This window comes from Chroococcidiopsis thermalis PCC 7203 (assembly GCF_000317125.1).
Classification (GTDB): domain Bacteria; phylum Cyanobacteriota; class Cyanobacteriia; order Cyanobacteriales; family Chroococcidiopsidaceae; genus Chroococcidiopsis; species Chroococcidiopsis thermalis.
In genome coordinates, this window is record NC_019695.1 from 4763826 (window position 1) to 4789089 (window position 25264).

At 45.7% G+C, this 25264-nt stretch carries 19 protein-coding genes; 10 read left to right on the top strand and 9 right to left on the bottom strand.

Going from position 1 to position 25264, the window contains the following annotated elements; translation table 11 throughout:
- Positions 1–5 precede the first annotated feature (5 nt).
- Positions 6–518 carry a DNA-processing protein DprA gene (locus CHRO_RS20600; RefSeq protein ID WP_015156156.1) on the bottom strand — a complete coding sequence of 171 codons (513 nt, stop codon included), beginning with the start codon at positions 516–518 and terminating at the stop codon, positions 6–8.
- 288 nt (positions 519–806) lie between these two features.
- The gene (locus CHRO_RS20605) at positions 807–1334 is read right to left on the bottom strand and encodes a PadR family transcriptional regulator (protein WP_015156157.1); all 528 of its coding nucleotides are present in this window, start codon (positions 1332–1334) and stop codon (positions 807–809) included.
- 161 nt (positions 1335–1495) lie between these two features.
- Between CHRO_RS20605 and CHRO_RS20610 the strand changes: the two genes are divergently transcribed.
- Positions 1496–1876 (top strand): monooxygenase family protein, encoded by a 381-nt coding sequence (locus tag CHRO_RS20610; RefSeq protein WP_015156158.1) that lies wholly within the window; start codon positions 1496–1498, stop codon positions 1874–1876.
- Positions 1877–1883: 7 nt separating this feature from the next.
- Here CHRO_RS20610 and CHRO_RS20615 read toward each other — a convergent pair whose 3' ends face one another.
- Positions 1884–2978 carry a phosphotransacetylase family protein gene (locus CHRO_RS20615; protein ID WP_015156159.1) on the bottom strand — a complete coding sequence of 365 codons (1095 nt, stop codon included), beginning with the start codon at positions 2976–2978 and terminating at the stop codon, positions 1884–1886.
- 151 nt (positions 2979–3129) lie between these two features.
- Between CHRO_RS20615 and CHRO_RS34495 the strand changes: the two genes are divergently transcribed.
- Positions 3130–3252, top strand: coding sequence for a hypothetical protein (locus CHRO_RS34495; protein WP_256498568.1), 123 nt, complete (start codon positions 3130–3132; stop codon positions 3250–3252).
- 179 nt (positions 3253–3431) lie between these two features.
- A complete protein-coding gene (locus CHRO_RS20620; protein WP_015156160.1) occupies positions 3432–5582 on the top strand; it encodes a polyribonucleotide nucleotidyltransferase in 2151 nt (716 codons plus the stop codon).
- A 116-nt stretch (positions 5583–5698) separates the two neighbouring features.
- Here the strand turns inward: CHRO_RS20620 and CHRO_RS20625 are convergent, their stop codons facing one another.
- The gene (locus tag CHRO_RS20625) at positions 5699–8314 is read right to left on the bottom strand and encodes an EAL domain-containing protein (protein WP_015156161.1); all 2616 of its coding nucleotides are present in this window, start codon (positions 8312–8314) and stop codon (positions 5699–5701) included.
- Between the two features lie 297 nt (positions 8315–8611).
- Between CHRO_RS20625 and CHRO_RS20630 the strand changes: the two genes are divergently transcribed.
- From CHRO_RS20630 to galE, 3 genes are all read left to right on the top strand, one after another.
- A complete protein-coding gene (locus CHRO_RS20630; protein WP_015156162.1) occupies positions 8612–9277 on the top strand; it encodes a gamma-glutamylcyclotransferase in 666 nt (221 codons plus the stop codon).
- Between the two features lie 118 nt (positions 9278–9395).
- Positions 9396–9926 (top strand): GNAT family N-acetyltransferase, encoded by a 531-nt coding sequence (locus tag CHRO_RS20635; RefSeq protein ID WP_015156163.1) that lies wholly within the window; start codon positions 9396–9398, stop codon positions 9924–9926.
- 154 nt (positions 9927–10080) lie between these two features.
- A complete protein-coding gene (galE, locus tag CHRO_RS20640; RefSeq protein ID WP_015156164.1) occupies positions 10081–11079 on the top strand; it encodes a UDP-glucose 4-epimerase GalE in 999 nt (332 codons plus the stop codon).
- 38 nt (positions 11080–11117) lie between these two features.
- Here the strand turns inward: galE and CHRO_RS33515 are convergent, their stop codons facing one another.
- Positions 11118–14714 (bottom strand): PAS domain-containing protein, encoded by a 3597-nt coding sequence (locus CHRO_RS33515; RefSeq protein ID WP_015156165.1) that lies wholly within the window; start codon positions 14712–14714, stop codon positions 11118–11120.
- Between the two features lie 233 nt (positions 14715–14947).
- Here CHRO_RS33515 and CHRO_RS20650 point away from each other — a divergent pair, with 233 nt between their 5' ends.
- On the top strand, positions 14948–15661 hold the full coding sequence (locus CHRO_RS20650) for an SDR family oxidoreductase (protein WP_015156166.1): 714 nt from the start codon (positions 14948–14950) through the stop codon (positions 15659–15661).
- 1 nt (position 15662) lies between these two features.
- Here CHRO_RS20650 and CHRO_RS20655 read toward each other — a convergent pair whose 3' ends face one another.
- Positions 15663–17270: a serine/threonine-protein kinase gene (locus tag CHRO_RS20655; protein WP_015156167.1), complete on the bottom strand. Its 1608-nt coding sequence runs from the start codon at positions 17268–17270 to the stop codon at positions 15663–15665.
- A gap of 279 nt (positions 17271–17549) precedes the next feature.
- Here CHRO_RS20655 and pheT point away from each other — a divergent pair, with 279 nt between their 5' ends.
- Together pheT and guaD are read left to right on the top strand one after the other, a co-directional pair.
- Positions 17550–20018 (top strand): phenylalanine--tRNA ligase subunit beta, encoded by a 2469-nt coding sequence (gene pheT / locus CHRO_RS20660; protein ID WP_015156168.1) that lies wholly within the window; start codon positions 17550–17552, stop codon positions 20016–20018.
- Between the two features lie 79 nt (positions 20019–20097).
- Positions 20098–21420, top strand: coding sequence for a guanine deaminase (guaD, locus tag CHRO_RS20665; RefSeq protein WP_041462563.1), 1323 nt, complete (start codon positions 20098–20100; stop codon positions 21418–21420).
- 40 nt (positions 21421–21460) lie between these two features.
- On the opposite strand, the gene CHRO_RS20670 is transcribed toward guaD, so the two are convergent.
- Together CHRO_RS20670 and CHRO_RS30760 are read right to left on the bottom strand one after the other, a co-directional pair.
- Positions 21461–22363: an ABC transporter ATP-binding protein gene (locus tag CHRO_RS20670; RefSeq protein WP_015156170.1), complete on the bottom strand. Its 903-nt coding sequence runs from the start codon at positions 22361–22363 to the stop codon at positions 21461–21463.
- Between the two features lie 188 nt (positions 22364–22551).
- A complete protein-coding gene (locus tag CHRO_RS30760; protein ID WP_181824212.1) occupies positions 22552–22806 on the bottom strand; it encodes a collagen-like triple helix repeat-containing protein in 255 nt (84 codons plus the stop codon).
- Positions 22807–22814: 8 nt separating this feature from the next.
- Here CHRO_RS30760 and CHRO_RS20680 point away from each other — a divergent pair, with 8 nt between their 5' ends.
- Entirely contained in the window at positions 22815–24467 is a 1653-nt protein-coding gene (locus tag CHRO_RS20680; RefSeq protein WP_015156171.1) for a transglutaminase-like domain-containing protein, read from the top strand.
- Positions 24468–24709: 242 nt separating this feature from the next.
- Here CHRO_RS20680 and CHRO_RS20685 read toward each other — a convergent pair whose 3' ends face one another.
- Entirely contained in the window at positions 24710–25105 is a 396-nt protein-coding gene (locus tag CHRO_RS20685; protein ID WP_015156172.1) for a response regulator, read from the bottom strand.
- Between the last annotated feature and the right edge of the window lie 159 nt (positions 25106–25264).

Below are 25264 nucleotides of genomic sequence, written 5' to 3' on the forward strand. Positions count from 1 at the left end.
CTCGATCAGTCAAGGTAGAACAGCGTCACGATCTTCCTTTGATCTTCTGCCTCTTGGCAAGTTTGCAAAAGCGTGCGGCTATCGTGGAAAGCAAAGCAGATTAGCTGTTGGCAACGAGAAACGATCTCTTGGTTGCATACAGCACTAGCTTCTGCCAAAGACATTTGGTCGTTTTTGGCGTTTTCTACTAAATGCATCACCTTTTCTAACTGCTGGCGCGATTCCAGGGGTTGACGCTCTAAACTTTGTGGCAGAATTACAGTCAACATATTCGCATCGGCACGCATCGCACCGCGAATAGCAGCTGAATTTGTCCCCGTCGCACCGGAAGTTATAATCCGATTACCCGACAGAACCAGAGCGTAGCTCATCATTTCGATTAAGTGCTGATGAGTCAGGGGGACGTGACGCGACCCCAGTAAAGCAATTCGTTTTGCGCCCGTTTGCTGAATCGTTGCCAACTCTTGGGCAAGGGTATCGACATCGGATACATTGATAGACTGGCTCTGCTCGATCAAGGACGTAGGTTCGGATACACAACCTAGTTATTCTAGCAGAGAACAGTTATTAGTTATCAGGGAAGAATGGTAATTGGTAATTGGTAATTGGGAGTTATCAGTGGCGAGTAGCAGGAGGTTAGTTAATTGTGAATTGCAAATTGCGTAACGCTAAACGCTGCGCTATACTGCGTGAGCGCTGCGCCTTTGGCTAACATGTAGCTTGTTTTCCCGTAGGGGGAAACGCTTTGTCGAAGACTAGGGCTAGTGTAGCGCAGCGTAAAAGTGCGAATGGCGAATTGTCCCCTGCTATTTAAGTAACTCTATTGCTCGATCGATCCAAGACAACCAGTGGGTTTCGTAACTAATACCATTCAGGAGAGTGAGGTATTGAAACTTTTCGATTTCGGATAGTATTTGCGGATTGCTAAAGTACTTTTGCTCTATAGCTTTGTATACTGCCAGCTTTTCCTGATGTGCTTTTTGATGACGCTTCAACTCGATCGCGATCGCTTGAGGAGCAACATAACCAGCAAAAATTTTGACTAATAAATCGTCCTTGATTGGTGAAGCCTCTGAGGGGGAAGCTATCCAAGACTTTAGCTGTTGTTTGCCTATTTCTGTCACATAGTAAAGCTTTTTATCTGGTTTTCCTGATTGAAGCACAGTTTCGCCTGCAATCCAGCCTTGTTGTTCTAATTTGGATAATTCTCGATAAATCTGCTGGTGACTTGCTGCCCAGAAGTAGCCAACTGAGCCATCAAATTGTTGGGCTATATCGTATCCGCTTAAGGGAGTATCAATTAATCTGGCAAGGATCGCGTGCGTTAAAGCCATAATATTTCTTTACTTTACTTATGCAAAAAAGTGCATATGATAGTAGTATATTCAACTAATTGCATATTAAACGATCTGCAATGGCTGTAAAGACGTTATATGCAACGTCTCTACTGGTCAAAATTAGTCGATCGACCACCAATTAATGAGGAGATTCTCGTATGAGTTATTCAATATATCAAGTTGAGTTACCAGAAAACCCCGAAGCGATCGCCTTTGTGAACGGTTTCTTGGCACGCGATCGCGCAGGCTTGATTTGGATGTGGAAAAATCTCTTGTGGATTAAGAACACCACAGCAACGGCTGATGGCTGCGTGCAACTTAAAGCAGGGATTTGCGCTGCTAATGAAGTCTTGATGGTAAGTTATTGGCGATCGCCGCAAAGCTTGCAAGCATTTTTCAAAGGGAAATTTCATCGCCAGATGATGCAATTTGTTGCCAAGCATCCCGAGAGTTTGTGTTTATATAACGAGACATATCAACCTACAGCAAGTGGTAAATACTCGCACGAACCGCAGGGAATGGCAACTATTTATGGATAATTTAGATCTAAGGCAAAGCAACAGCAGGGCTGAGGTCGAGTTGAGATAATAAGCGATTAAAGTCAAAATGTTCTGTCATTAACTGACGGATGCATTCAACTTTGAAGGGTTCGTGCAGGCGCACTTGTCCGAACGTGCGATCGACGATCTCTACTGTAGTTAACGTATCGAGATCGACCGAGAGGATGGGAATTTCGAGTTCTTCTGCTTTACTAAGGATAAAAGTTGGTGCGGGAAGCTTGCCCGTTAGAATGAGGCATTGAGTAGAACTTTCCAAAGCTGCTAATTGAATTTCAACGCGATCGCCTCCCGTGACGACAGCCATATTTCGCCGCTGTCCGAAATATCTCAACGCTGAGTTGACATTCATTGCTCCAATTGCCAAACTTTCCACCATCAGATCGAGGCGATCGGCACGGCAAAGGACATCTGCTTTTAACTGATTGACTAATTCTCTAACGCTGACACTTCTGAGTAAGCGGTTGCTAGGCAGCATTCCTAAAACTGGAATACTGCGTTTTTCTAGATAAGGACTGACTTCTGCTGCTACAGTTTCCATCTGTTCGAGAGGAATATCATTCAGTAGCACGCCAATTAAGCGATCGCCCAAGCGCCGTCGTGCCGAAATCAATGGTTCCACAGAAAACGCCGATTTGTAGCGAGACACTAGTAGAATTGAAGCATTAATAATTTCAGATACTTGCAGCATTCGCAGATCGAACAAACTGCCCTCTTCCAGAGTTCCCGGTCCTTCCAAGACTGTCAGATCGCCTGCTGGAAGTTGCAGATATTGCTTCAGGCGTTCGCGGTAGTCGATGTTGTCTTCTCCTCGCAAGCGTTTGCCAATGGCATTTTCGTCCAAGGATAAGATTGTGGGAAATACCCGCTGTGGTGGGAGTTTCAGTAGTTTAGTCACAAACTCAACATCAGCATCAGCGATCGCGGCTGTGGTATCTTCACTAAAACAGCTACCCAAAGGTTTGCCGTAGGCAAGATCCAGCCCCATTTGTTGCAATCGATGAGATAGACCTAATACAGTGGCAGACTTACCACTGTAAGTCTCAGTTGAACCAATTAGCAAAAACTTAGCAGCCTTCGACACCCACCCACTCCTAACCCCAGTCAGGGAAACAAATCAACTTTTATACTATTTTAATTAAGTAGAACTAAATGAAAAATGTATTTTTGCTAAAGCAATGAAAAGAGCAAGCGATCGGATTTAATAGTGACTAGTGACTGGTGGCTAGTGGCTAGTGACCAGTTACCAACTACCAACTACCAGTTACCAGTTATCTAACAACCATCACTACCGATTCGATCGCGCTTTTGCACAATCATCTGTGCCATTCGTCCTGCACCAATGGAAGCAGGCATAATCACGCGATCCGCACCAGCTAATTTGAGTTTCTTTTCTGTCGAGGGATATTTCTAATACAGGTGTCCTGCCAAAACTCGCCCCTACGACTCCCCTTCTTCCGTGACAACCCACTAGAGGTATATCGGTGCTAGGATTGCGACAGAATCAGAATAGCGATTAAGAAGGACAAAAAACTAAATGGTAGAGATGGATAGGTCAATATCCTTCGATGGAAGGGATATTCGACTTAGAGTAGGTATGTTAGCCCCTCAAGCTGGGGGAGCAGTGTTAATTCAATCAGGCGATACGGCAGTTTTAGTTACTGCAACCCGAAGTACAGCCAGAGAAGGCATTGATTTTCTTCCCCTGACGGTAGATTATGAAGAAAGACTCTACGCTGTCGGTCGAATTCCAGGTGGTTTCTTGCGGCGTGAAGGTCGCCCGCCAGAAAAGGCGATTCTGACGAGCCGCTTGATCGATCGCCCCTTGCGTCCGCTGTTTCCTGGTTGGCTGCGGGACGATCTGCAAGTCGTGGCGACGACTCTGGCAATGGATGAGTTAGTCCCGCCGGACGTGCTAGCGGTAACGGGTGCATCAATGGCGGTGATGCTGGCGCAAATTCCTTTTAATGGACCAATGGCAGCCGTGCGCGTCGGCTTGGTAGGAGATGATTTTATTATTAACCCTACCTATGCTGAAATTAAAGCCGGAGATTTGGATCTGGTGGTAGCAGGCACTCCAGACGGCGTGATTATGGTAGAGGCTGGAGCTAACCAGCTATCAGAACAGGATATGGTTGAGGCGATCGATTTCGGCTACGAAGCCGTGCGAGATTTGATCGCTGCTCAACAAGACTTTCTCAAAGAGTTAGGGGTCGAACCGCCACAAGTCACACCGCCAGAAGTGGATTCTACTTTAACAGACTTCATTCGCGATCGCGCCCAAACTCAAATCAAACAAATTCTCTCGCAGTTTGACCTTGACAAAAATAGCCGCGATGCTGCCCTTGATGAAGTGAAAGCATCTGTTGCCGAAGCGATCGCGGAACTGCCAGAAGAAGATCCGGTAAAGGTGATTACGACTACCGAAAGCAAAGCACTGGGTAACACTTTCAAAGATTTGACCAAGCAATTGATGCGACGGCAAATTGTTGAAGATGGCGTGCGGGTTGACGGACGCAAACTAGACGAAGTACGCCCTGTTTCCTGTAGAGTTGATGTTTTACCCAAGCGGGTTCACGGTAGCGGTTTATTCAATCGCGGTCTGACGCAGGTTCTGTCTGCCTGTACTCTAGGGACACCAGGCGATGCTCAAAACTTGTCGGACGATCTGCAAGAAGACCTAGAAAAACGCTATATCCATCACTACAACTTTCCGCCCTTCTCGGTTGGGGAAACAAAACCTCTGCGCGCCCCAGGTCGGCGGGAAATCGGTCACGGAGCCCTAGCAGAACGTGCGATCCTGCCCATTCTACCACCCAAAGCTGATTTTCCCTACGTCATTCGCGTAGTGTCGGAAGTCCTCTCTTCTAATGGTTCTACGTCGATGGGTTCGGTCTGCGGTTCCACTCTTTCCCTGATGGATGCAGGCGTTCCGATTCTCAAACCCGTGAGTGGGGCAGCGATGGGACTGATTAAAGAAGGTTCCGAAGTCCGCGTCCTGACTGATATTCAGGGGATTGAAGACTTCTTGGGCGATATGGACTTTAAAGTGGCTGGAACGGATACAGGAATTACAGCCCTGCAAATGGACATGAAAATTTCTGGGCTGCCTCTGGAAACGATCAAGCAAGCCATTGACCAAGCGCGTCCCGCACGGATGCACATCTTGGAAAAAATGCTTCAGGCGATCGACCAGCCGCGTAGCGAAATGTCAGCCTTTGCCCCGCGTCTGCTGACAATTAAGATCGAGCAAGATCTGATCGGCATGATTATCGGACCTGGTGGCAAAACAATTAAAGGGATCACCGAAGAAACTGGAGCCAAAATCGATATTGAAGACGATGGCACGGTGACTATCTCTGCAGTGGATGAGAGCAAAGCGAAAAAAGCTCGTAACATCATTCAGGGAATGACCCGCAAGCTACAAGAAGGAGAAGTCTACGCTGGTCGCGTGACTCGAATTATTCCCATTGGCGCGTTTGTAGAATTTTTGCCTGGAAAAGAAGGCATGATCCACATTTCTCAACTGGCTGACTATCGTGTAGGGAAAGTCGAAGACGAAGTCACAGTTGGTGATGAAGTGATTGTCAAAGTCAGAGAAATCGATGGCAAAGGTCGGATCAATCTGACTCGCTTGGGCATTCATCCCGACCAAGCAGCCGCAGCGCGAGAAGCAGCTGTGAAGTAAACAGGAGTCAGGAGTCAGGAGTCAGGAGTCAGAATAATTTGTAATTATCTGCCTGTGTTTCCTTGCTCTTGCTCTAACGGTTTTTGTACAAAAGAATAAAGTGCGATCGCCTCAATTCACCACCGTGGATTTGTCACGATCAATGCCTCTGCTGCTGAAGCTTCTAGTGGCATAGAGAAAAAATATCCCTGTCCGTATCCACAGTTCAACTCTCTCAACCGGGCTAATTGCTCTGCTGTTTCTACTCCTTCTGCTGTCACGTCTACGTCAAGCTTTTGGGCAAGCGTCACGATTGTTTCAGTGATTTCTAGACTGACCGCACTAGTCCCGATATTGCTAACAAAAGAGCGATCGATTTTCAACATATCGATCGCAAAGCGGTGAAGACGACCTAAAGATGAATAGCCAGTGCCAAAGTCATCAACGAGCAACCGAATTCCCATCGCTCCGAGTTGCGAGAGCATGACACTTGCCGCTTCATCATTCTGCATAATCGCATTTTCTGTAATCTCTAGCTGTAGACTAGAAGCATCTAGATGAGTCTCCTGTAGGACTCGATCGATGTGCTGTAGCAGCTCAGCTTGTCCAAACTGGGGAGTACCAAGATTGACGTTAATGGTTAAGGATTGAATTGCTCTTGAGGAATCACTCGCGGCGCTTTCCTCGTCAGCTGGGCTAGATAAGAATTGCTCTTGCCACTGTTGAAGTTGGTGACAAGCTTCCCGCAGCACCCACCGATCTAGAGCAAGACCTAGCCCGATTTCTTCTGCAATGGACATGAACTCGGTTGGGTAAACAAGACCTCGATTTGGATGCTGCCAGCGGATTAGCGCCTCAAAGCCTACAATTCTACCAGTTTGCAGCGATACGATCGGCTGATAGTGAATCCGAAACTCCTGACGCTCAATCGCTCGTCGCAGCTCCGTTTCCATCTGCAAGCGTGCGATGGCGCGATTGCGCATCTCTGGGTTGAAGATCTCGTATCGCGCTTTACCTAAGCTCTTGGCTCGGTACATAGCGATGTCAGCGTCGCGCAGTAGGTCTTCTGGATGGTTATTACTTGTCGTTCTCAGAACAATGCCAATACTTGCTGTAGTAAATACCTCTTGCCCGCCTAGATTGAAGGGCAATGTCAGTTGGGCTTGTATTCGTTCTGCGACTTGGATAGTGTCGCTGATGTCATCAATACCCTCAAGCAAGATAGTGAATTCGTCTCCCCCAAGTCTCGCCGCCGTATCTATAGGGCGTATGCAAGCTTCTATTCTTCTAGCAATAGCTATGAGAAATTCATCTCCAAGTGTATGCCCGAGACTATCATTGATTACTTTAAAACGATCTAAGTCAAGGAAGAGGACAGCAAATAGATAATCTTCATCTCGTTTACTATATTCCACCGCACGCTCTAGGCGATTCATGAATAAAGCTCGATTGGGTAAACCAGTGAGGGCATCGTGAAACGCATTGTGCAGCAGTTGCTCCTCTGCGTGCTTACTCTCTGTAATATCTCGACAAATTACGTGCAACTCCGTAGGCGTTCCATCTTGGTCAAATAGTAGTTGGCTGCGTTCGCGAACCCACACAACCGAGCCATCTTTACGAATTTTGCGCAGTTCATTTTCACTAGTGACCAACCTTTCCCTCAAGACTCTATCCAACCACTGTTGAGCCAACTGCCAATCTGGTTGGTAAATCGTCAGCCAAATCGGTCTGCCGATCAATTCTTGTTTGCGGTAGCCTAGAAAATCAGCACCAATCTGATTGATCGATCTAATAATTCCATTAACTGCGATCGAGGCATAGGAATCGGGAGCAGAATCGTACAAATTTTGATATTGTTGCTGACTCTCTCGCAGTGACGCTTCTACTCGCTGGCGTTCTGTAACCGCAGCACCCACAAGCAAACCCGTGTATGAAACTGTCATCAAGCAAAACTGTAAGGCTAATGTATTATTCCCAGAGCGAATGTAAACCAGGAGCGTGACACCAATATTGATGATTAAAACTGCCAGCACTGCTCGCTCGAATCCGTGCCGCACTGCAATCCAAATCAACGGCAAAAACACAAAATAGCTGTATTCTAAAGATAATCCTGGTGGAAATCCATAACCGAGCCAGATAGCGAAAATTAAAGCAGTCATATCTATGCTGTAATCTAGCACCGCTTGACTCCTCAACCGACCTGAGCCGATCTGCTGCGTCGGTCTTTCTTGAGTATCCTGCCACTTAGCCTCAGATGCTAGGCGTAACAAAAGCAAAAGCGGTGGCGCTAACATCGCAATGCCAGTAGCCTCTCCAGCCCATTCGCGGATGACTTGCACCGTCCATTGAGACCAAGAAAGACTGCCAGCTGCTGCTAACGTCGTTACATATAGCCCAGAAACTACAAGCGATGTGATAAAGGTGACAATAGTAAATCTAAAAACGTCCCGAAAACGGCGGAGGTATGGATCGATGTGTAACTTGTGCAACAACAAAGCACTAGCTAGACTGTAGCCTAGCATTATCCAGATAGCACAGAGCAACACGTATAACGGAGCAATGTTTAGTGGGCTCACCACTAACATATGTAGTAACGGAATGAGCAGCAACTCAGGAGTATAGCGCAGACCAAACCCCAACAAAAGTACGAAGTGAAGTCCGGCTGATGGATCCCAAGGGCTGATCGCCGCCGCCGTGTCAAAGACAGAGGCTAATTCTTCTAGACCTAGTCCAGCTAAAACGTAAACCGCCACAAGCAGTAGAGTACGCAGACTTGAGGGGAGATGTCGCAGCCATCTGAATAGTCTTGGGAAAATGTGCCAGTTGTTACGCCCTATTCTCACTACCTCACCCGCTTTCCACTACTTAGATAGTGTATGGTTCTGTTGGTTAACTTGAATCTAGCTACTTACGTAGAAACGCTTCAAAACCGCAGCAAGATGATTTGGTAGATATCTTAGACTTATTGCAAATGCGCTTTCTTGAGTTTTATCTGCAACAGGTCTATTGTAGGATGGTTGAAGTCTGAGGCAGTTCTTCTCGCCGTTGCTATGATTCTCACCCGCGCCTATCTCGAATCAGGGCTGCTACAAAAAGCGATCGCTCAATCTAAATTGGGAAAACTCCTGCTAAGCGAGGCGGAGTTGCAGGCATCTATTCAACAAACTTTAGCACGACAAAAACCCAATTCTGATATTTGGTTGTTTGCTTACGGTTCTCTGATTTGGAACCCAATTTTTCATTTTGCTGAATATCGCACTGGTACGATTTACGGTTTGCATCGCCGTTTTTGCCTCTGGACTCCCCTCGGTCGCGGTACGCCGGATAACCCTGGTTTGGTTTTGGGACTCGATCGCGGTGGTAGTTGTCGCGGCATTGCCTACAGAATCGCTGCGGCTAATGTCATGTCGGAATTAACCATCGTCTGGCGGCGAGAAATGATTGTTGGTTCCTACGTTCCTACTTGGGTCAAGTTTTATCACGATAAGCAAGTTGTAGAGGCGATCGCTTTTGTTGTGAATCGACGTCGTTCGGGCTACGCGGGTAATATTTCTTTTGACGCTACTGTTGATACTCTTGCCACTGCTAAGGGTGAACTCGGTTCTAGTGCTGATTATTTGTTTCAAACTGTAGATGGTTTAAATAGTGTCGGAATTCATGACAAGCCGCTGTTACGTTTGCGCGATCGCGTGATTGCTAAGCAACAAGGGATTTAATGTCACCTCATGATGCAAAGCGATAACTGAAATATTTTGGTTCGATCGCAATATACTGGTAGGGGCGCACAGCTGTGCGCCCCTACTACGGATTGTGTATTTCATGCTACCAAAGGCTATGACTACCATTGCCCAAACCGATCGCCTCACGATTCGTAGCTGGATTCCTGAAGAGGATGCAGAATCGGCTTTTCAAATTTATAGCGATCCAGAAGTGACGCGATTTATTAAAACTAAAACTACTAGTACTGAAGACGCAATTAAACTACTTCAACGCTGGGTAATATTATCGACTCAACTTAATGGTGGAGGCTTTTGGGCAGTTGTAAGTAAAGCAACGCCTGAAATTCTCGGTACGATTATTCTCATTCCCTTGCGAGATGAAGCAGAACAATGGACACAAGATTATGAAATCGGTTGGCATCTCAAGAAGTCTGCTTGGGGAAATGGATACGCCACGGAAGCAGCCAGGGCAATTCTTAACTATGGATTTAATATTCTAAAATTACCCACAATCTACTCAGTTGCTAGACCCGAAAATACAACTTCAATTCGCGTGATGCAAAGATTGAACATGATACCAATTGGACGGACTCATAAATACTACAAGATGGAACTTGAGATGTTTAAATTGGGCAAACTCACATAACAGATACTTAGCGCTGGAACTAGTAATGGTTAAGGCAGGAGACAGAAGACAGAAGTAGTTTTTCTCCCCCAGCTCCCTCAACTCTCTTCCCTGCTCCCTGACAACTAAATAATCAGTTACATTAAAAGATTGTTGCAGCAAAGGGGAGAAGAGAATGTCGTCTGTAAAACCCACAATCTTAGTTACTGGTGGAGCGGGATATATTGGTTCCCATGCAGTATTAGCACTCAAACGAGCTGGATACGGCGTAGTCGTTCTCGATAACCTAGTCTACGGTCATCGCGATTTAGTCGAACAGGTTTTACAAGTGGATTTGATTGTTGGTGATATTAACGATCGCCCCTTACTAGACGAATTATTTGCTAAGTACGACATCGCCGCTGTCATGCACTTTTCTGCTTATGCATATGTGGGCGAATCTGTCACGACCCCAGATAAATATTATCGTAATAACGTCGTTGCCACGCTCACCTTACTAGAGGCAATGCAGGCTGCATCGATCGATAAATTCGTCTTCTCGTCTACTTGCGCTACCTACGGCGTACCCAAAACAGTACCGATCCCCGAAGACCATCCCCAAAGCCCAATTAACCCCTACGGTGCAACTAAATTGATGGTAGAGCGAATTTTGACGGATTTTGATGTTGCCTATGGCTTAAAATCTGTCTGTTTTCGCTATTTTAATGCTGCTGGTGCAGATCCAACCGGATTGTTAGGAGAAGACCACGATCCAGAAACTCATCTAATTCCTTTGGTACTGCAAACAGCTTTAGGTAAACGCCAGTCTGTCTCAATTTTTGGGACTGATTACGATACTCCTGATGGAACTTGTATTCGCGATTACATCCACGTTAGCGATTTAGCCGATGCTCATATTCTGGGCGTGGAATATCTGTTACAAGGTGGAGATTCAACAATTTTTAATTTAGGTAACGGTAATGGTTTTTCAGTTAGAGAAATCATCGATACTGCCAAGCAAGTTACGGGAAGAGAAATTAAAGTTGTAGAAAGCGATCGCCGCGCTGGAGATCCGCCTGCACTCGTCGGTAGTGGTGAAAAAGCCAGAAAAATTCTGGGTTGGAATCCCCAATATCCAGAGATAGATAAAATTATCAGTCATGCTTGGAACTGGCATCAAAAACGACACGCATAATAACTGAATAGCGTCATCGAGATGAATTATTTGTTGCGTTAGGAGCGGTCGCCGGAGCGAGTTGTCGAGACCATCTCCGCGATCGCTTTCACCAATTCATCAGGGTCTATAGGTTTAGGCAAATGCAACTGAAATCCTGCGGTAATTGCTTTTTGTTGGTCGTATTCTCCAGCATAAGCAGTTAGGGCAATTGCAGGAATTGACAGCGATCGAGACTGCATTATATTTTTGACTTTTTCTAGGAACATATAACCATCTATCAGCGGCATCCCAATATCGCTCAAAATGATATCCGGCATTTGTTGAGACAAAGCCACTAATGCATCTTCTGCCGAACTCACGACCGTCGCTTCTGCTCCATGCTGTTGTAACACGCAAGTCACATACTCTCGCATATCTGGATCGTCGTCTACTGCTAGTACGCGCACGCCTTGCAGTGGTAATTGCTGACTATTGGATGGCGAGTGATGCATCTCCCGATTCCCGACTCCTGACTCCCGACTCCCTTCCAACACAGGTAATGTCACAGTAAACGTAGCTCCCTGTCCTTCCCCCAGACTCTCTACCCCAACCGTACCACCGTGTAACTCTACCAAGTGACGTACAATCGCCAGTCCTAAACCCAATCCGCCAAAAGTCCGAGTTGTACTGCTATCGGCTTGGCGAAAGTAATCGAATACATAAGGCAGAAAATCAGGACTAATGCCTTTGCCAGTGTCGGAAACTTGGATTTGGACAGATTTTTGGGAGTCGGGAGTGGGAGAGTGGGAGTCGGGATTCGGAAGTTGAAGTGAAATCTCTACCCGTCCGCCAGCAGGAGTAAATTTAACCGCATTAGATATCAGATTCCATACCACCTGTTGCAATCGTCCTGAGTCCCCTAGAACTAGGGGAGTCGGGAAGTTTTGGATTTTAGATTTTGGATTTTGGATTGTAATTGCTGCTTCCTTGTCTCCCTTGTCCCCCTTGTCCCCCTTGTCTTTCCCAGCTCGTCCCTGCTCCCAGCTCGTCCCTGCTCCCTCAAAAACTAAATGAATCTGCTTCGCTTCAGCACTTAGTTGCACCGTTTCCATTGCAGCGAGGATCGTGCTGACTAGATTCACAGGAGCAAATTTTAACGCGAGTTTGCCTCGGAGAATGCGGGAGACATCAAGCAGATCGTCTACGAGTTGGGCTTGGAGTTTAGCATTGCGCTCGATAGTTTCTAAGGCGCGGTTTCTGGCTGCTTCATTATATTGACGCGATCGCAACAGTTTTGCCCAACCGAGGATCGGGTTGAGGGGCGATCGCAATTCGTGGGATAGTACGGCTAAAAATTCATCTTTAATCCGATTTGCGGATTCTGCTACCTCTCTTGCCACTTGTTCAGCAGCGTACAATCGCGATCGCTCTAAAGCTTGGGCGCATTGCCGTGCAAGTGTCATCATAAAGGCACGTTCTGCCACATCGAAATCGCGGGGCTGGTTGAAACTTAGCCCTAAAGAACCGATTGTTCGCCCTTCGATTGTCAATGGTAAGCTGGCAATTGCTTGAGAACCAGAAGCAATATATGTATCTGCGAGACTCGGATAAAGCTGTTGATATTCAGCAGGCGATCGCGCGATGACCATTTCCCCGGTGCGGATTGTATCGGTGAGGGGAAGGGGTGTCGTTAGCGGAACGCGCCGATAGGGGGCAATTTCTGCTTCCTGGTAGCCAATCGAGCAGACAATCTCTACCGTTTTACCATTTTTATGCAGCAAACCGATCCAGCCTCTTGTGGCATTGAAGGCAGCTAGTCCTTGATGCAGTAAAATTTCTCTGACTTGCTCTGTCGTCAATGCTTGAGCTAGAGCCGCAGTCAAATTTTGTAATTGGTAAACTCGCTGGATATTTAACTCTGCAAGTTGACGTGCTGCTTGCTCTTGCTGCAACAGGCGATCGCGCTCTAGTTCGGCACGTTTGCGATCGGTCATATCGCTGACTAAAGAGACAAACCCCTCTACCTGTCCTCGACTGTCGAACTGAGGAATATAGACTGCTTCGATGTAACGCACTCCGCCATCTTGATAGGGAACTTGACTTTCGTATCTAACTGCTCGTCCTGCTAGTGCTTGCTCTACATAAGGGCGAATCTTCTCGTAAGCAGCTTCGCCTAAGACTTGCCGTATATGCCTGCCACAAATTTCTGTAGCGGGATGACCGAACCATTGTTCGTAGGTCCGATTCACAAAGCGATAGCGCTGGTTAAGATCGACATAGGCAATCAGCGCGGGTACGGTGTTGGTAATTAGGCTTAATTCAGCTTCCCGTTGACTCAGTGATGTTTGAGTTTGTTTGAGTTGAGTGATATCGACTACAGTTGCACCTACACCCAATGTCTGTCCGTTTGCCAGACAAACGGGATAAAAATTGACCAGAGAATGGCGATAAACTCCTGGGGAATTTGTTTCACCGCTAAGTTCTTGATTAAGCAGTGGCTCTCCCGTTTGCATCACTTGCCGCAAAACTGGTTCTAGCGTATCGCCCCACGCTGGTAGCACTTCTCGCACGCTGCGATGGAAGTGGTCTTTGAGGGGGATGCCATTAATGTCTGCCAAAGCTTGGTTGACGTGGACGTAGCGGAGATCGGTGTCTAAAAAAGCTAAACCGACAGGAGAACTAGCTAACCAAGTATCGATCAATGCCAGGGTTGCTTCTTGTCGCTGCATTGCTTGCTTTAATTGGCGATGCAAGCGAGAGTTTTCCATTGCCAACCCGACGCGCCGTCCCAGTTCCTCAGCTAGGGTTAAATCTTCATTACAGTAATGACGCTGAGAAGTTGTCAGCATCAGCGACAGTACGCCAAACACTTCTCTACCTGCAATCAACGGTACGCAAATCGCAGATTTAATCCCTAGTTGCCGAAAAAATTTCAACTGCTCGGCATCTCGCGCCATAGCTACATAGTTGGCATCTGTGACTTCAGGAATTAATTCCGATCGCCCTGTGTGAAAAACTCTAGTAATTGGGTGTGTTTGGTCGTTTAAATCTAAGGGATAGGTAGCTGTAAGTTGACGCACCAAGTCTGCTCGATTGGGGTCTTTGGCTTGAACGGCAGCCAAAGGATTAATCGCCATGTCTGCGGGGAGAATATCGACGGTGCAGAGATCGGCAAATTTGGGAATAGTCAGTTCTACAACCGATCGCAATGTTGTTTCATAGTCCAGAGAAGATGTGAGTACGGTGTTGGCAAGATCTAAAAAAGCCAATCTTTGTTGCATTGCCTCTGCTCGATCTTTGGCTTTTTGTTCGCGCTGTCGATCGATCTCTGCTCTGTGCTTTGCTATGCGTAACTCCTCGCATAGATAGCTAATCATGACTCCTTGTAAGGCAAACAATCCTAGCCGTAGCAAGTCGGGCAGGTCAACTATAAATGTATAAGTCGGGTAGTGAAAGAAGTAATTGCTGAATAGAATCGATAAGACAGTTGCTACTATTCCAGGTTTTAACCCTCCATACCAAGCCGCGATCGCTACTGCCCCATAAAACAGCAAAAACGGAGTTTTTGTCATTCCCAGCCAAGAGTCTAGCCCCAACATGAGCGCCAGAGCTAGCATTACGGCAAGGATAGCAACCCCGTAGGAAGCAATCTGGGAGCGGGTAACTTTTGGCATGGAATGCTTAGAGGTATCTATTGCATACCTTAGTTAGCTGCTATCTTCTACCATATGACGGATGAATCGCTTTCTCTATTCTTCCTGAGATAGATTTTGGGTTGCAATCGATACCACAGGCGCGATTGCGAATCATCAAGACTGGAGGCAAAACTAAATAAAGAAATGTCTTTACAAAGTCGCGTGAAAGATAGTACGATGCTTTGTAAAGTAAAAATTTGATTAAATTGGTCATGAATATCCAACGAGTTGCCATAATTACGGCTGCCAGTCGTGGAATTGGGGCGGGTTGTGCCAGAGAGTTAGCAGCACGGGGTTACAAGGTTTCTTTGATATCGCGAAACCAGAGTATATTCGACTTAGCAGCGGAGTTAGGTGGAATTGCCACGCAGGGATCGATCGCCAATGCCGAAGATTTGCAGCAATTAGTGGAAACAACATTGAGTCAATTTGGGCGCATTGATGCCGTTGTGAATAATTTTGGCGATCCGCCGCGACCGGATTTACTTTCTATAACCGATGAAATGTGGCAGGAGAATTTTGAAATGCTGTTTCTCAGCGTCGTCCGCATGGCAAGACTGGTAACGGAACCAATGCGACAACAAGGAGGCGGGGCGATCGTCAATATATCAGCTTGCGATTCGCGCGAACCAGAATTAGGAACGCCCTTTAGCGGGACGCTGCGGGCTGCAATGGAAGGATTTACGAAACTATATGCCAAACGCTACAGAGCAGATAAAATTCGGATGAATTCCGTTGCCCCTTTTTTTGTAGCGGATAGTATGGAAGAACTTATTGGGTGGAACGTACCAAAAGATTTAATGTACGGTCGTCCTGCGACTTATATCGAGCTAGCTAAAACGGTAGCTTTTCTAATTTCTGATGCTGCCAAATTCATCTCTGGCACAACACTTAAAATGGATGAAGCTTACTCAGCAGCAATTTAAACTATCCCCTTCTGTTAGGTTTTTTAGTAAACCAATCAGTCTTAGCTAGTGCCAGCTGATCGTCAGAAAGAGTCGCACCAGTTAGATTAGCACCGCACAAATTTGCGCCTCTGAGGTTAGCATTGCTCAAATAAGCACCGCTTAAATCTGCACCGCGTAAATCGGCTCCCGACAAATCGGTATAACTCATGTATGCTTTGGTCAATACGGCATTTCTCAGATTGGCTTGACTGAGACAAGCTTGCCCAAAATCACCGTTACACAAAACTGCTTCTTGCAAGTTTGCGCGATCGAGCCTGGAAGCGTAACATTTAATACCAGCAAGATTTTTTCTCCGTAAATCGATCGCGCTCAAGTCTTGAGAGGTAAAATCTCTTCTGCCATTGATGTATGCATTTAGTAAACTACCAGAGTCTAAACGCTCCACTTCTTTGGATTTTAATTTGGTTGGGCTAGGGGTTTTTACGGTTGTTACGGCATTTGCTCTAGCAGCAACTGGCTGTTGGCGAGTCATTTGAGTATTTACACCAGTCGTAGCACCCAACTCGCGCCGCGCCCGAATATTCTGAGCTAATGCTGCTACGTACTGCTGATGGGAATTCAAGCCAGAATAAACTGGTTGCGAAGGTTGAGATGGTTGGGAAGCAGGGGTACTCGTAGGGCGCGAGCGAATTTGTGTAGCCATCCCAGACGAGATGCTGTCGAAGTATGGTTCCATCTCCAAAGCTTTGAGGACATCATCAGCTGATTGATAGCGGTGGCGCACGGAAGCCTCAACCATCTTCCGCAGAACGGTAGTTAGGTGCTGACTAATTCTGACTTCTTGTTCCCAGAGCATTTCACCTGTAGAAGGATGATAGTCAAAATCTTTCGGAGATTTTCCAGTTAAAAGGAAAATACAGGTGATGCCCACAGCATAAATATCGCTGGCGTAGACTGGACGCATGGCGATTTGTTCTGGTGGTGCAAAGCCATTTGTTCCCACAGAAAAAGCAGTCAGGGTGGTATTTTCGATTTGGCTGCTATAGGTTTTGCTAACTTGATTCTTGACCGCACCAAAATCAATTAAGACAAGTCTGCCGTCTTCACTGCGGCGGATCAAGTTATTGGGCTTGATGTCTCGATGGATAACTTGTTGCGAGTGAATGTATTTTAAAATTCCTAAAATTTCACTTAAAAATTGCTTGACTCCAGCTTCGCTCATTAGACCTTTACGTTTGATCTCTTGCTGGATGGTTAAACCGTTGACGAATTCTTGAACTAGATAAAATTCTCGATCGGTTTCAAAATAGTCTAATAATCTTGGCACTTGGGGATGATTGCCAATTTTGCCAAGGGTTTGTGCTTCTCTGGCGAATAATTCCCGCGCCATTGTCAAAACTTCAGGAGTATTGATTGAAGGGCGCAGTTGTTTGATGACGCACCAGGGCTGTCCGGGTAAACTATCATCTTGAGCTAAGAAGGTTGCACCAAAGCCACCTTGGGCTAGTGCTTGCGTCACGCGGTAGCGATCGCGCAGTTTTTGCAGGGGCGACCCACAAGACTGACACTGTGCGACAGAATTTGGGTTTTCTGGAGACTGGCAAGTTGGATTTAAGCAGTAGCTCATAACAGACTCGACGTTGCACAATGGACGCAAACAATAGAAGCAAACAGAATTGTTACACTCTGAATCAATTATTCAAATAAAAATTGACTTTTACTAGGTTAGTCTTGCGGAGAATCGTTGAAGAATTGCTAAAGTTATTGGCAGCAATATCGGGTAATTGTGAGTTTTGTTTAAATATCAATTAGCCAACTGTTGGACTAGGGGGTAAAAGCACGTAGGTTTTGGATCGAGAATTTTGTAAGATAGATGAGCTGCGATTGAAACAAGCAAACACACTCCATGCGTATCTCTTTGAACTGGCTGCGGGAAATAGTCGATATAACGATGACTCCAGAGGAGTTGGCTCATACGCTCACTATGGCTGGCTTCGAGGTGGAAGAGATCGAAGACCGTCGTACTTGGGCTGATGGTGTCGTCATCGGCAAAGTGCTGGAGTGTCAGCGCCACCCTAACGCCGATAAATTGAGCGTTACGAAGGTCGATATTGGCAAAGGTGAACCTTTAAATATTGTGTGTGGCGCACCGAATGTACGTGCAGATATCTATGTAGCAGTTGCTACCGTCGGCACTTACTTACCTAAAATTGACGTAAAAATTCGTGCTGCCAATCTGCGGGGAGTGCGTTCCGAAGGCATGATTTGTTCCCTAGCAGAACTAGGCTTATCTAAAGAATCTGCTGGTATCCATATTTTTGATGAAGTAGGGGCGCACAGCCGTGCGCCCCTACAGTTGGGTGATGACGTTCGCCCCCTTCTAGGTTTAGACGACACAATTTTAGACTTGACAGCAACGGCAAATCGTGCTGATGCGTTGTGCATGGTAGGGATTGCACGGGAAGTGGCAGCTTTAACTGGAGCAACGCTGAGATTACCACAACCAGATGCTTTGTCGATTCCGACAACAGAGGGATTAGAGATCGCCGTTCTCCAACCGCAAGCTTGTCCGGCTTATATCGGTACTGTTATTGAAGGAATAAAAATTGCACCTTCTCCCGAATGGTTGCAACAGCGCTTGCAAGCAGCAGGAATGCGACCGATTAATAATGTGGTGGATGCAACCAACTACATTATGTTGGAGTGGGGACAACCGCTACACGCATTCGATCGCGATCGCTTATTAGCAGTAAGGGCGCACAGCAGTGCGCCCCTACCTATTACCATTGGCGTTCGCTTTGCTGAATCGGGAGAAAGTTTAAAAACTTTAGACGGACAAAGCCGCAACCTGACAAGCCAAACTCTGCTGATTACTGCCAACGACAAACCTGTAGCTTTAGCTGGAGTGATGGGAGGAGAAGCAACGGAAGTTGGCGACACAACGCAAAATTTATTATTAGAAGCAGCGTTATTTGATTCTGTGGCGATCCGTCGTTCAGCGCGCAGTTTGGGGTTGCGTACAGAAGCTTCGGCAAGGTACGAGCGCGGTGTGAATTATGCTGAATTAGAATTAGCCTGTCGTCGCGCCATTAGTTTAATCCAGCAAATAGCTGGGGGTACAGCGGTAAGTCAGCAAATTGCCGATCGCAGACCGGATATGGGTACGCTATCGCGATCGATTCAACTGCGCCTCGATCGCGTCAATCAAATTTTAGGCTTAGTCGATCTGGGCGATACGGATGGAGAATTACAGCCAGACGAAATGCAACAAATCTTGACGGCGTTAGGCTGTCAAGTCACACCAGACGCAGAAAAAGAGCGAGTCTGGATCGTTACCGTACCACCTTATCGCTACCGCGATTTAGAGCGGGAAATCGATTTAATTGAAGAAATTGCCCGCGTTTACGGTTACGATAAATTCTGCACCACGCTGCCAGAAGCAACAGAATTTGGCTTTCTTTCGGTCGAACAACAGCTAACGCGGCAAATCCGAGCAGCGATGCGGGCAGCAGGATTAACAGAGTTGATGCACTATTCTTTAGTGAAACCAGGGGAAGATCGGCAGGTGGTGCTGGCTAACCCTTTATTTGCCGAATATGCAGCCCTACGGACAGATTTGATTGCTGGTTTAGTCGATGCCTTCCAATACAATTTGGAACAGGGAAATGGGGCGCTCAATGGTTTTGAAATTGGGCGAATCTTCACTCAAGATGAAGCTGGGATCGATGAAATGGAGGCGATTGGAGGGATTTTAGGTGGCGATCCAACGCAAGGTAAATGGGTCAGCGCCGGACGCGATCGCCCTATGAGTTGGTATGAGGCAAAGGGTATATTAGACAGCGTATTTCAGCGTTTGGGATTGTCGATTGAATATCAACCCAGCCGACAAGATACGCGCTTGCACCCAGGACGAACGGCTTCTTTGTGGTTGCAAGGAAACCGCTTAGGTGTCTTCGGACAGTTGCATCCCCAGTTACGGCAAGAAAGAGGTTTACCGGATGAGGTTTATGTTTTTCAACTCGATTTAGATTTGCTATTTGATGCTTTGGATGTAGAGGAAATGCTCGTTCCTCGCTTCAAACCTTATTCTACTTACCCAGCTGCCGACAGAGATATTGCTTTTTTTGCCCCCGTAGATGTCTCGGTAGCAGAATTAGAACGGGCGATCGCTCATGCAGGTGGTCAGCTACTAGAGTCGGTAGAATTATTTGATGAGTATAGGGGTCAAGGTGTTCCCGCAGGACAAAGAAGTTTGGCTTTTCGATTAGTTTATCGGGCAAGCGATCGCACTTTGACCGATGCAGAAGTAGAACCCGTGCATCAAAAAGTCAGAGAATCTCTAGTAGAGAAATTTAGTTTGAATTTGAGAAGTTAATCGTAGGGGCGCACAGTTTCCCGTGTAGAGACGTTACATGCAACGTCTCTACACGGACTACATTCATCAGAGATTCTTTATGTCATCTCTTAAGGCTTTTCGTAGCTCGTTTTTAGATTTTATTGCCGATCCATTCTATGTATCTGAATTAGAAAGCGTGCGCTATATTCCTGATGGATTATTAGTTTTAGAAGATGGCAAAATTAAAGAAATAGGAACCTACGATAGCCTCCAGCACAAATACAAAGAAATTTCAATAACTGCTTATCCTGGGATGCTGATAATGCCAGGATTTATTGACACTCACGTTCACTTTCCCCAACTAGAAATGATTGCTTCCTATGGGGAACAATTACTAACGTGGTTGAACAAATATACATTTCCTACAGAAGGGAAATTTAAAGATAAAACCTATGCTCAAAAAGTAGCAGCTATCTTTCTCGATGAATTATTGAAAAATGGTACGACAACAGCATTAGTATTTGCTACCGTTCATCCTGAATCTGTAGATGCTTTTTTTGAGGAAGCTAACCGCCGCCATCTACGAACGATCGCTGGTAAAGTGATGATGGATCGTAACGCTCCAGATTTTCTCACCGATACCGCAGAAACATCATATCAAGAAACAAAAGCTCTCATTCAGAAATGGCATAAAAAAGACCGCTTGCTTTATGCTGTAACTCCCCGCTTTGCCATAACTTCAACCAACGAGCAATTACAAATTGCTGGAAGACTTTTACAAGAATTTCCCGATGTTTATTTGCATACTCATATATCAGAAAATGTAGATGAAGTTGCATTTGTCAAGCAATTATTTCCAGAAAGTCAGGGTTATTTAGACGTGTACGATCGCGCTGGATTAGTAGGCGATCGCTCTGTGTTTGCCCACGGAGTCCACTTAACTGATGCAGAGTTTCATAGATTATCTCAAGCAAATGCTGCGATCGCATTTTGTCCGACATCAAATTTATTCTTAGGTAGCGGACTATTTAGAATTGAAACAGCTAAATCAAAAGATTATCCTGTGAAAGTTGGTTTGGGTACAGATGTAGGTGGCGGAACGAGTGTATCTCTCCTACAAACCGCAAACGAAGCCTACAAAATCGCTCAACTAAGGCAACAAAAGCTCTCACCCTTTCAAACACTATTTTTAGCAACTTTAGGAGGAGCAAAAGCACTCAATTTAGAAGCTAAAATTGGTAATTTTAATCCTGGTAAAGAAGCAGATTTTGTTGTCTTAGATCCGCGTGCTACACCATTAATGGCATTTCGTAATTCTGACGCAACTCCAACATCTTTAGAAGAATTAGCAGAAAGAATATTTACCTTAGTCATTATGGGAGACGATCGCGCTATACATGCTACTTATATTATGGGAGGATTGGTAATGGGTAATGGGTAATGGGTAATGGGTCATTTGTCATTTGTATTTTCACTACTCACTAACCACTAGCCACTGATTTAGTCACTTCTAAATAAATATATTCTAGTCGCACGGGTTGACGGGAGATAGCATTAAGAGGAATACCTTCAAAGAGAGAAATAATTTCTTTTAAATCTAAAGATTCTGGGAGCCAAAAAGCAAGATCTCTGCCATAGTAACGATAGTTGAAACCTAATTCTATTGCCCGGGCGATCGCTTTTTCCGCTTCATCTGTCTGCACGATAATAATTTCTTCAGCAGATATGTATTGACGTAGTTGAGCTAAACTACCCTCAGCGACAATTTGACCATTTTTCAAAATTCCAATTCTGTGACAAAGACGTTCGGCTTCTTCTAATAAATGAGTGGTGAGTAAAATAGTAGTCCCTTGACGTTGGAGTTGTAGAATTAAATCCCAAATCTCATAACGCGCCTCTACATCTAAACCTGTGGTTGGTTCGTCTAAAATAACTAATTTGGGTTGATGAACTAAAGCGATCGCCATATTCAATCGCCGTTTCATGCCTCCACTGAGTTTTTCTACAGGAGTTTTTGCCCAGTCTAATAAGTTGACAGCAGCTAAACAAGACTGAATTTGCTGCTTTCTTTGCTTAACTGAAATACCGTAAAGCTGGGCAAAAAAATTAAGATTTTCCGTGCAAGTTAAGGTTTTGTAGAGTAAATTTTCTTGGGGGACAATACCAATAATTTTCTTGGTAGCATCAGAAACTGCTCGATCGCCGATCTTAACTTCTCCGCTATCTGCTTGTAGAAGATTACAAATAATATTTATTACAGTTGTTTTTCCTGCTCCATTTGCCCCTAATAAACCGTAAATTTCTCCTGGTAAGATATGCAAAGTTAGGTCTTGCAATATTCGTCTTTTTCCGTAAGATTTATTAAGCTTCTGGATTCTTAACATGAGCAATCTTAGGAGCGAACAGTAAAGTAGGGCGGATAATCCCAACCCTACTTAATCTTGCAGAAAAAGTGGGCAGAGTTCACCCTATCAAATTAGATGAAAAAAGTAAATATCGATCCGCTCGATTGTATTTAAATTGTAATTATAGGAGCAGTTGCCGATTAAGCGTCGATTGAATCGCTGCATCTCTATACTTGCTTCTTGTCTCTTTTGGTACTTACCTGTATTCGACAGACAGTATAAAATTGCAATTCATATACTTTACTTGTCTCCTTTTTGAGTGGTGGGTGAAGAAAGGGTGTAGGGTGTGGAGTGTGGGATGTAGGGTGTAGGGTGTAGGTTTTTTCTCCCTTGTCTCCCCTGTCTCCCTTGTCTCCCTTGTCTCCCCTGTCTCCCCTGTCCCCCTTGTCCCCCTTGTCTCCCCTGTCCCCCCTGTCCCTCACGCACGCATATGAGTCAACCCCTTTGGCAACGGACAATTAGACCTTTTGGTGCAGCAGCCTTGCATGGTATTGCCAGTTATGGCGATCGCCTGTTAGCCATCGATCGGGTCAAAGGGTATTTGCTGCAAATCGATCCAGTTAGTGACAACACCACAATTTTGAATTGGCAAACCGCAGAAGAGTTTGTTGACATAACGGGAATCGCGGTGTGGGAAGACACTCTGTGGTGTACGCGGGACGATACGGTTTACTATTGCCAGTGGGGAGAATTTAAACTCAAACCTTTTGTTACCTTACCTTACACTGCCGATGGGGTCGCAGTGTGGAGATCGACAATTTACATCACTTGTCAAAAAGCAGGCTATATCTTAATTTTTGACAGTAATACAGGGGGACAAATTACCAGATTTTTTGCTCCAGGGGTAGGGATAGAAAACATTACAGTTAAGGAAGAGAATTTGTGGGTATGCGATCGCACGGAACAGACAGTGTATTGTCTCGATCGCGCTACGGGGGACATTCAATTTAGCGTCCTGACTCCGTTTGAATGTCCCACGGGGTTGACTTTTTATACCCAGCCACAAACTAATGAGACATTACTCTACGTCGCTTATGCATCAGAAGAGGCGTATATCAGGGATAATCCTAATTTAGATCCATCGCACGAATTAACCTATCGCGATCGCACCTTTATCCATCCGCTGCAATACCACTACAACTCCCAAGGACACTACGCTCTTTCCAACGGCTACGCGATCGAAATGGTCTATGCTGAGGAATTATCGCCGCTAGACGAAGTAGACTTAGAACAGGTAGAGTGGCGAATTGCTTTACCTGCATCCACCGACCGTCAAAAAGTCGTTCACGTTGAACCGATTGGTCTGCCTTTTACAGAAGAAATCCAAGACGGACAGCGAGTCGCAGTATTTAAATTCGACCATTTAACAACAGGCGATCGCCATGTTTTCGGTTGGAAAGCGATCGTTGAAGTTCGCAGCATCAAGTATCGCATTGCCCCTAGAGAAGTAGAAAATATCCCTCCTCTCCCGCCAGAATTTGCCCAGCGTTATTTGGTAGATGATGATGAATTAGCAATGGAATCATACATCGTCCGTCGTGCTGCTCGCGAGGCGATCGGTAGCGAAACCAATATTCTGCGCCAGATGTACAGTATCCGCAATTACGTCTACGACCAATTATCCTACGGGATTAAACCACACATCGACACGCCCGATATTGTTCTCGATCGCGGTGTTGGTTCCTGTGGCGAATATGTTGGTGTTTTACTGGCTTTGATGCGCTTAAATGGAATCGCTTGTCGTACAATCGGACGCTACAAGTGTCCTCCCTATGCCGAACACCAGCAAGTCCCCCTGCAACCAGATTTTAACCACGTTTGGGTAGAATTTTACTTACCAGGACTAGACTTGTGGTTGCCGATGGAATCAAACCCCGACGACGTAGTAGAACAAGGTCCCTACCCTGCTAGATTTTTTATGGGTTTAGCCTGGTATCACATTGAAATTGGCAAAGGTATTTCTTTTGAAACTGTGAAAAGCAATGGCGTACCGCTGAATAAAGAAGAAATCTCAATTGGCGACTTAGCAATTAATCATATTCGCTTCACGATTTTGCATGAATTACCACCTGTAAAGTCGTAAGTCGTAAGTCGTAATTCGTAAGTCGGAATTAACTGATAACTTTGTACAGACGTTACATGTAAAGTCTGTACATTAGACCTCCTGCATGAATCAAAAAATCATGGATGTCATTCTGTTGGCGAAGCCTTCCCGAAGGGTACGCAACGCAGTGTAGTGAAGAATCTCCCAGATGTTTCGCTTCGCGTGTGGATGACAATTCAAGTATTCACGCAGGAGGTCTATTGATAACTGATAACTGATAACTACTTACTACTCGCAAGGTAACGAATGAGGTTTAGAAAAGAGTTGTAGTCAGTAATCGGCTTAGCCACGAACTCGTCAGCTTGGGAAGCAGCCAGCAGAAATTGACGTTCGCCTGCCAAAGCGTAAGCTGTCACGAGAATAATCGGAATTTGGGCTGTTTGCGCTTGATTTTTTAACACGCGCGAAATATCAGCACCACTAACAGCTTGACCTTGCCACTGTGCGTCTGGCAAATTAATATCCATAATTACCAAATCAACTGCTTGCGTCTGACAGCGCTGAAAGATTTCTGCTGGATCGTCCGTAATGTAAACGTAATGACCCCCCAGACGTTGCAAGAGCTTGGCAGTGCTGCGAGCCAATGTGTAATCGTCATCAACTAAGAGAATATTCAAGCAGGCTACGAAAAAAAATTAGAGCGCGATCGCAATTATATACAGTTATCAGTTATCAGTTATCAACGGAAAGTGGTAATGGGTAATGGGTAATTGGTAGTTGCTCCCTTGTCCCCCTTGTCTCCCTTGTCCCCCTTGTCCCCCTTGTCCCCCCTTGTC

Bases quoted from the DNA above. Each gene is read 5' to 3' on its own strand.
- CHRO_RS20635 (WP_015156163.1), top strand. From the start codon at position 9,396: ATGACTACCATTGCCCAAACCGATCGCCTCACGATTCGTAGCTGGATT.
- CHRO_RS20630 (WP_015156162.1), top strand. From the start codon at position 8,612: ATGATTCTCACCCGCGCCTATCTCGAATCAGGGCTGCTACAAAAAGCG.
- CHRO_RS20650 (WP_015156166.1), top strand. From the start codon at position 14,948: ATGAATATCCAACGAGTTGCCATAATTACGGCTGCCAGTCGTGGAATT.
- galE (WP_015156164.1), top strand. From the start codon at position 10,081: ATGTCGTCTGTAAAACCCACAATCTTAGTTACTGGTGGAGCGGGATAT.
- CHRO_RS20605 (WP_015156157.1), bottom strand. From the start codon at position 1,334: ATGGCTTTAACGCACGCGATCCTTGCCAGATTAATTGATACTCCCTTA.
- CHRO_RS20670 (WP_015156170.1), bottom strand. From the start codon at position 22,363: ATGTTAAGAATCCAGAAGCTTAATAAATCTTACGGAAAAAGACGAATA.
- CHRO_RS20610 (WP_015156158.1), top strand. From the start codon at position 1,496: ATGAGTTATTCAATATATCAAGTTGAGTTACCAGAAAACCCCGAAGCG.
- CHRO_RS20655 (WP_015156167.1), bottom strand. From the start codon at position 17,270: ATGAGCTACTGCTTAAATCCAACTTGCCAGTCTCCAGAAAACCCAAAT.
- CHRO_RS33515 (WP_015156165.1), bottom strand. From the start codon at position 14,714: ATGCCAAAAGTTACCCGCTCCCAGATTGCTTCCTACGGGGTTGCTATC.
- CHRO_RS20680 (WP_015156171.1), top strand. From the start codon at position 22,815: ATGAGTCAACCCCTTTGGCAACGGACAATTAGACCTTTTGGTGCAGCA.
- pheT (WP_015156168.1), top strand. From the start codon at position 17,550: ATGCGTATCTCTTTGAACTGGCTGCGGGAAATAGTCGATATAACGATG.
- guaD (WP_041462563.1), top strand. From the start codon at position 20,098: ATGTCATCTCTTAAGGCTTTTCGTAGCTCGTTTTTAGATTTTATTGCC.
- CHRO_RS20620 (WP_015156160.1), top strand. From the start codon at position 3,432: ATGGTAGAGATGGATAGGTCAATATCCTTCGATGGAAGGGATATTCGA.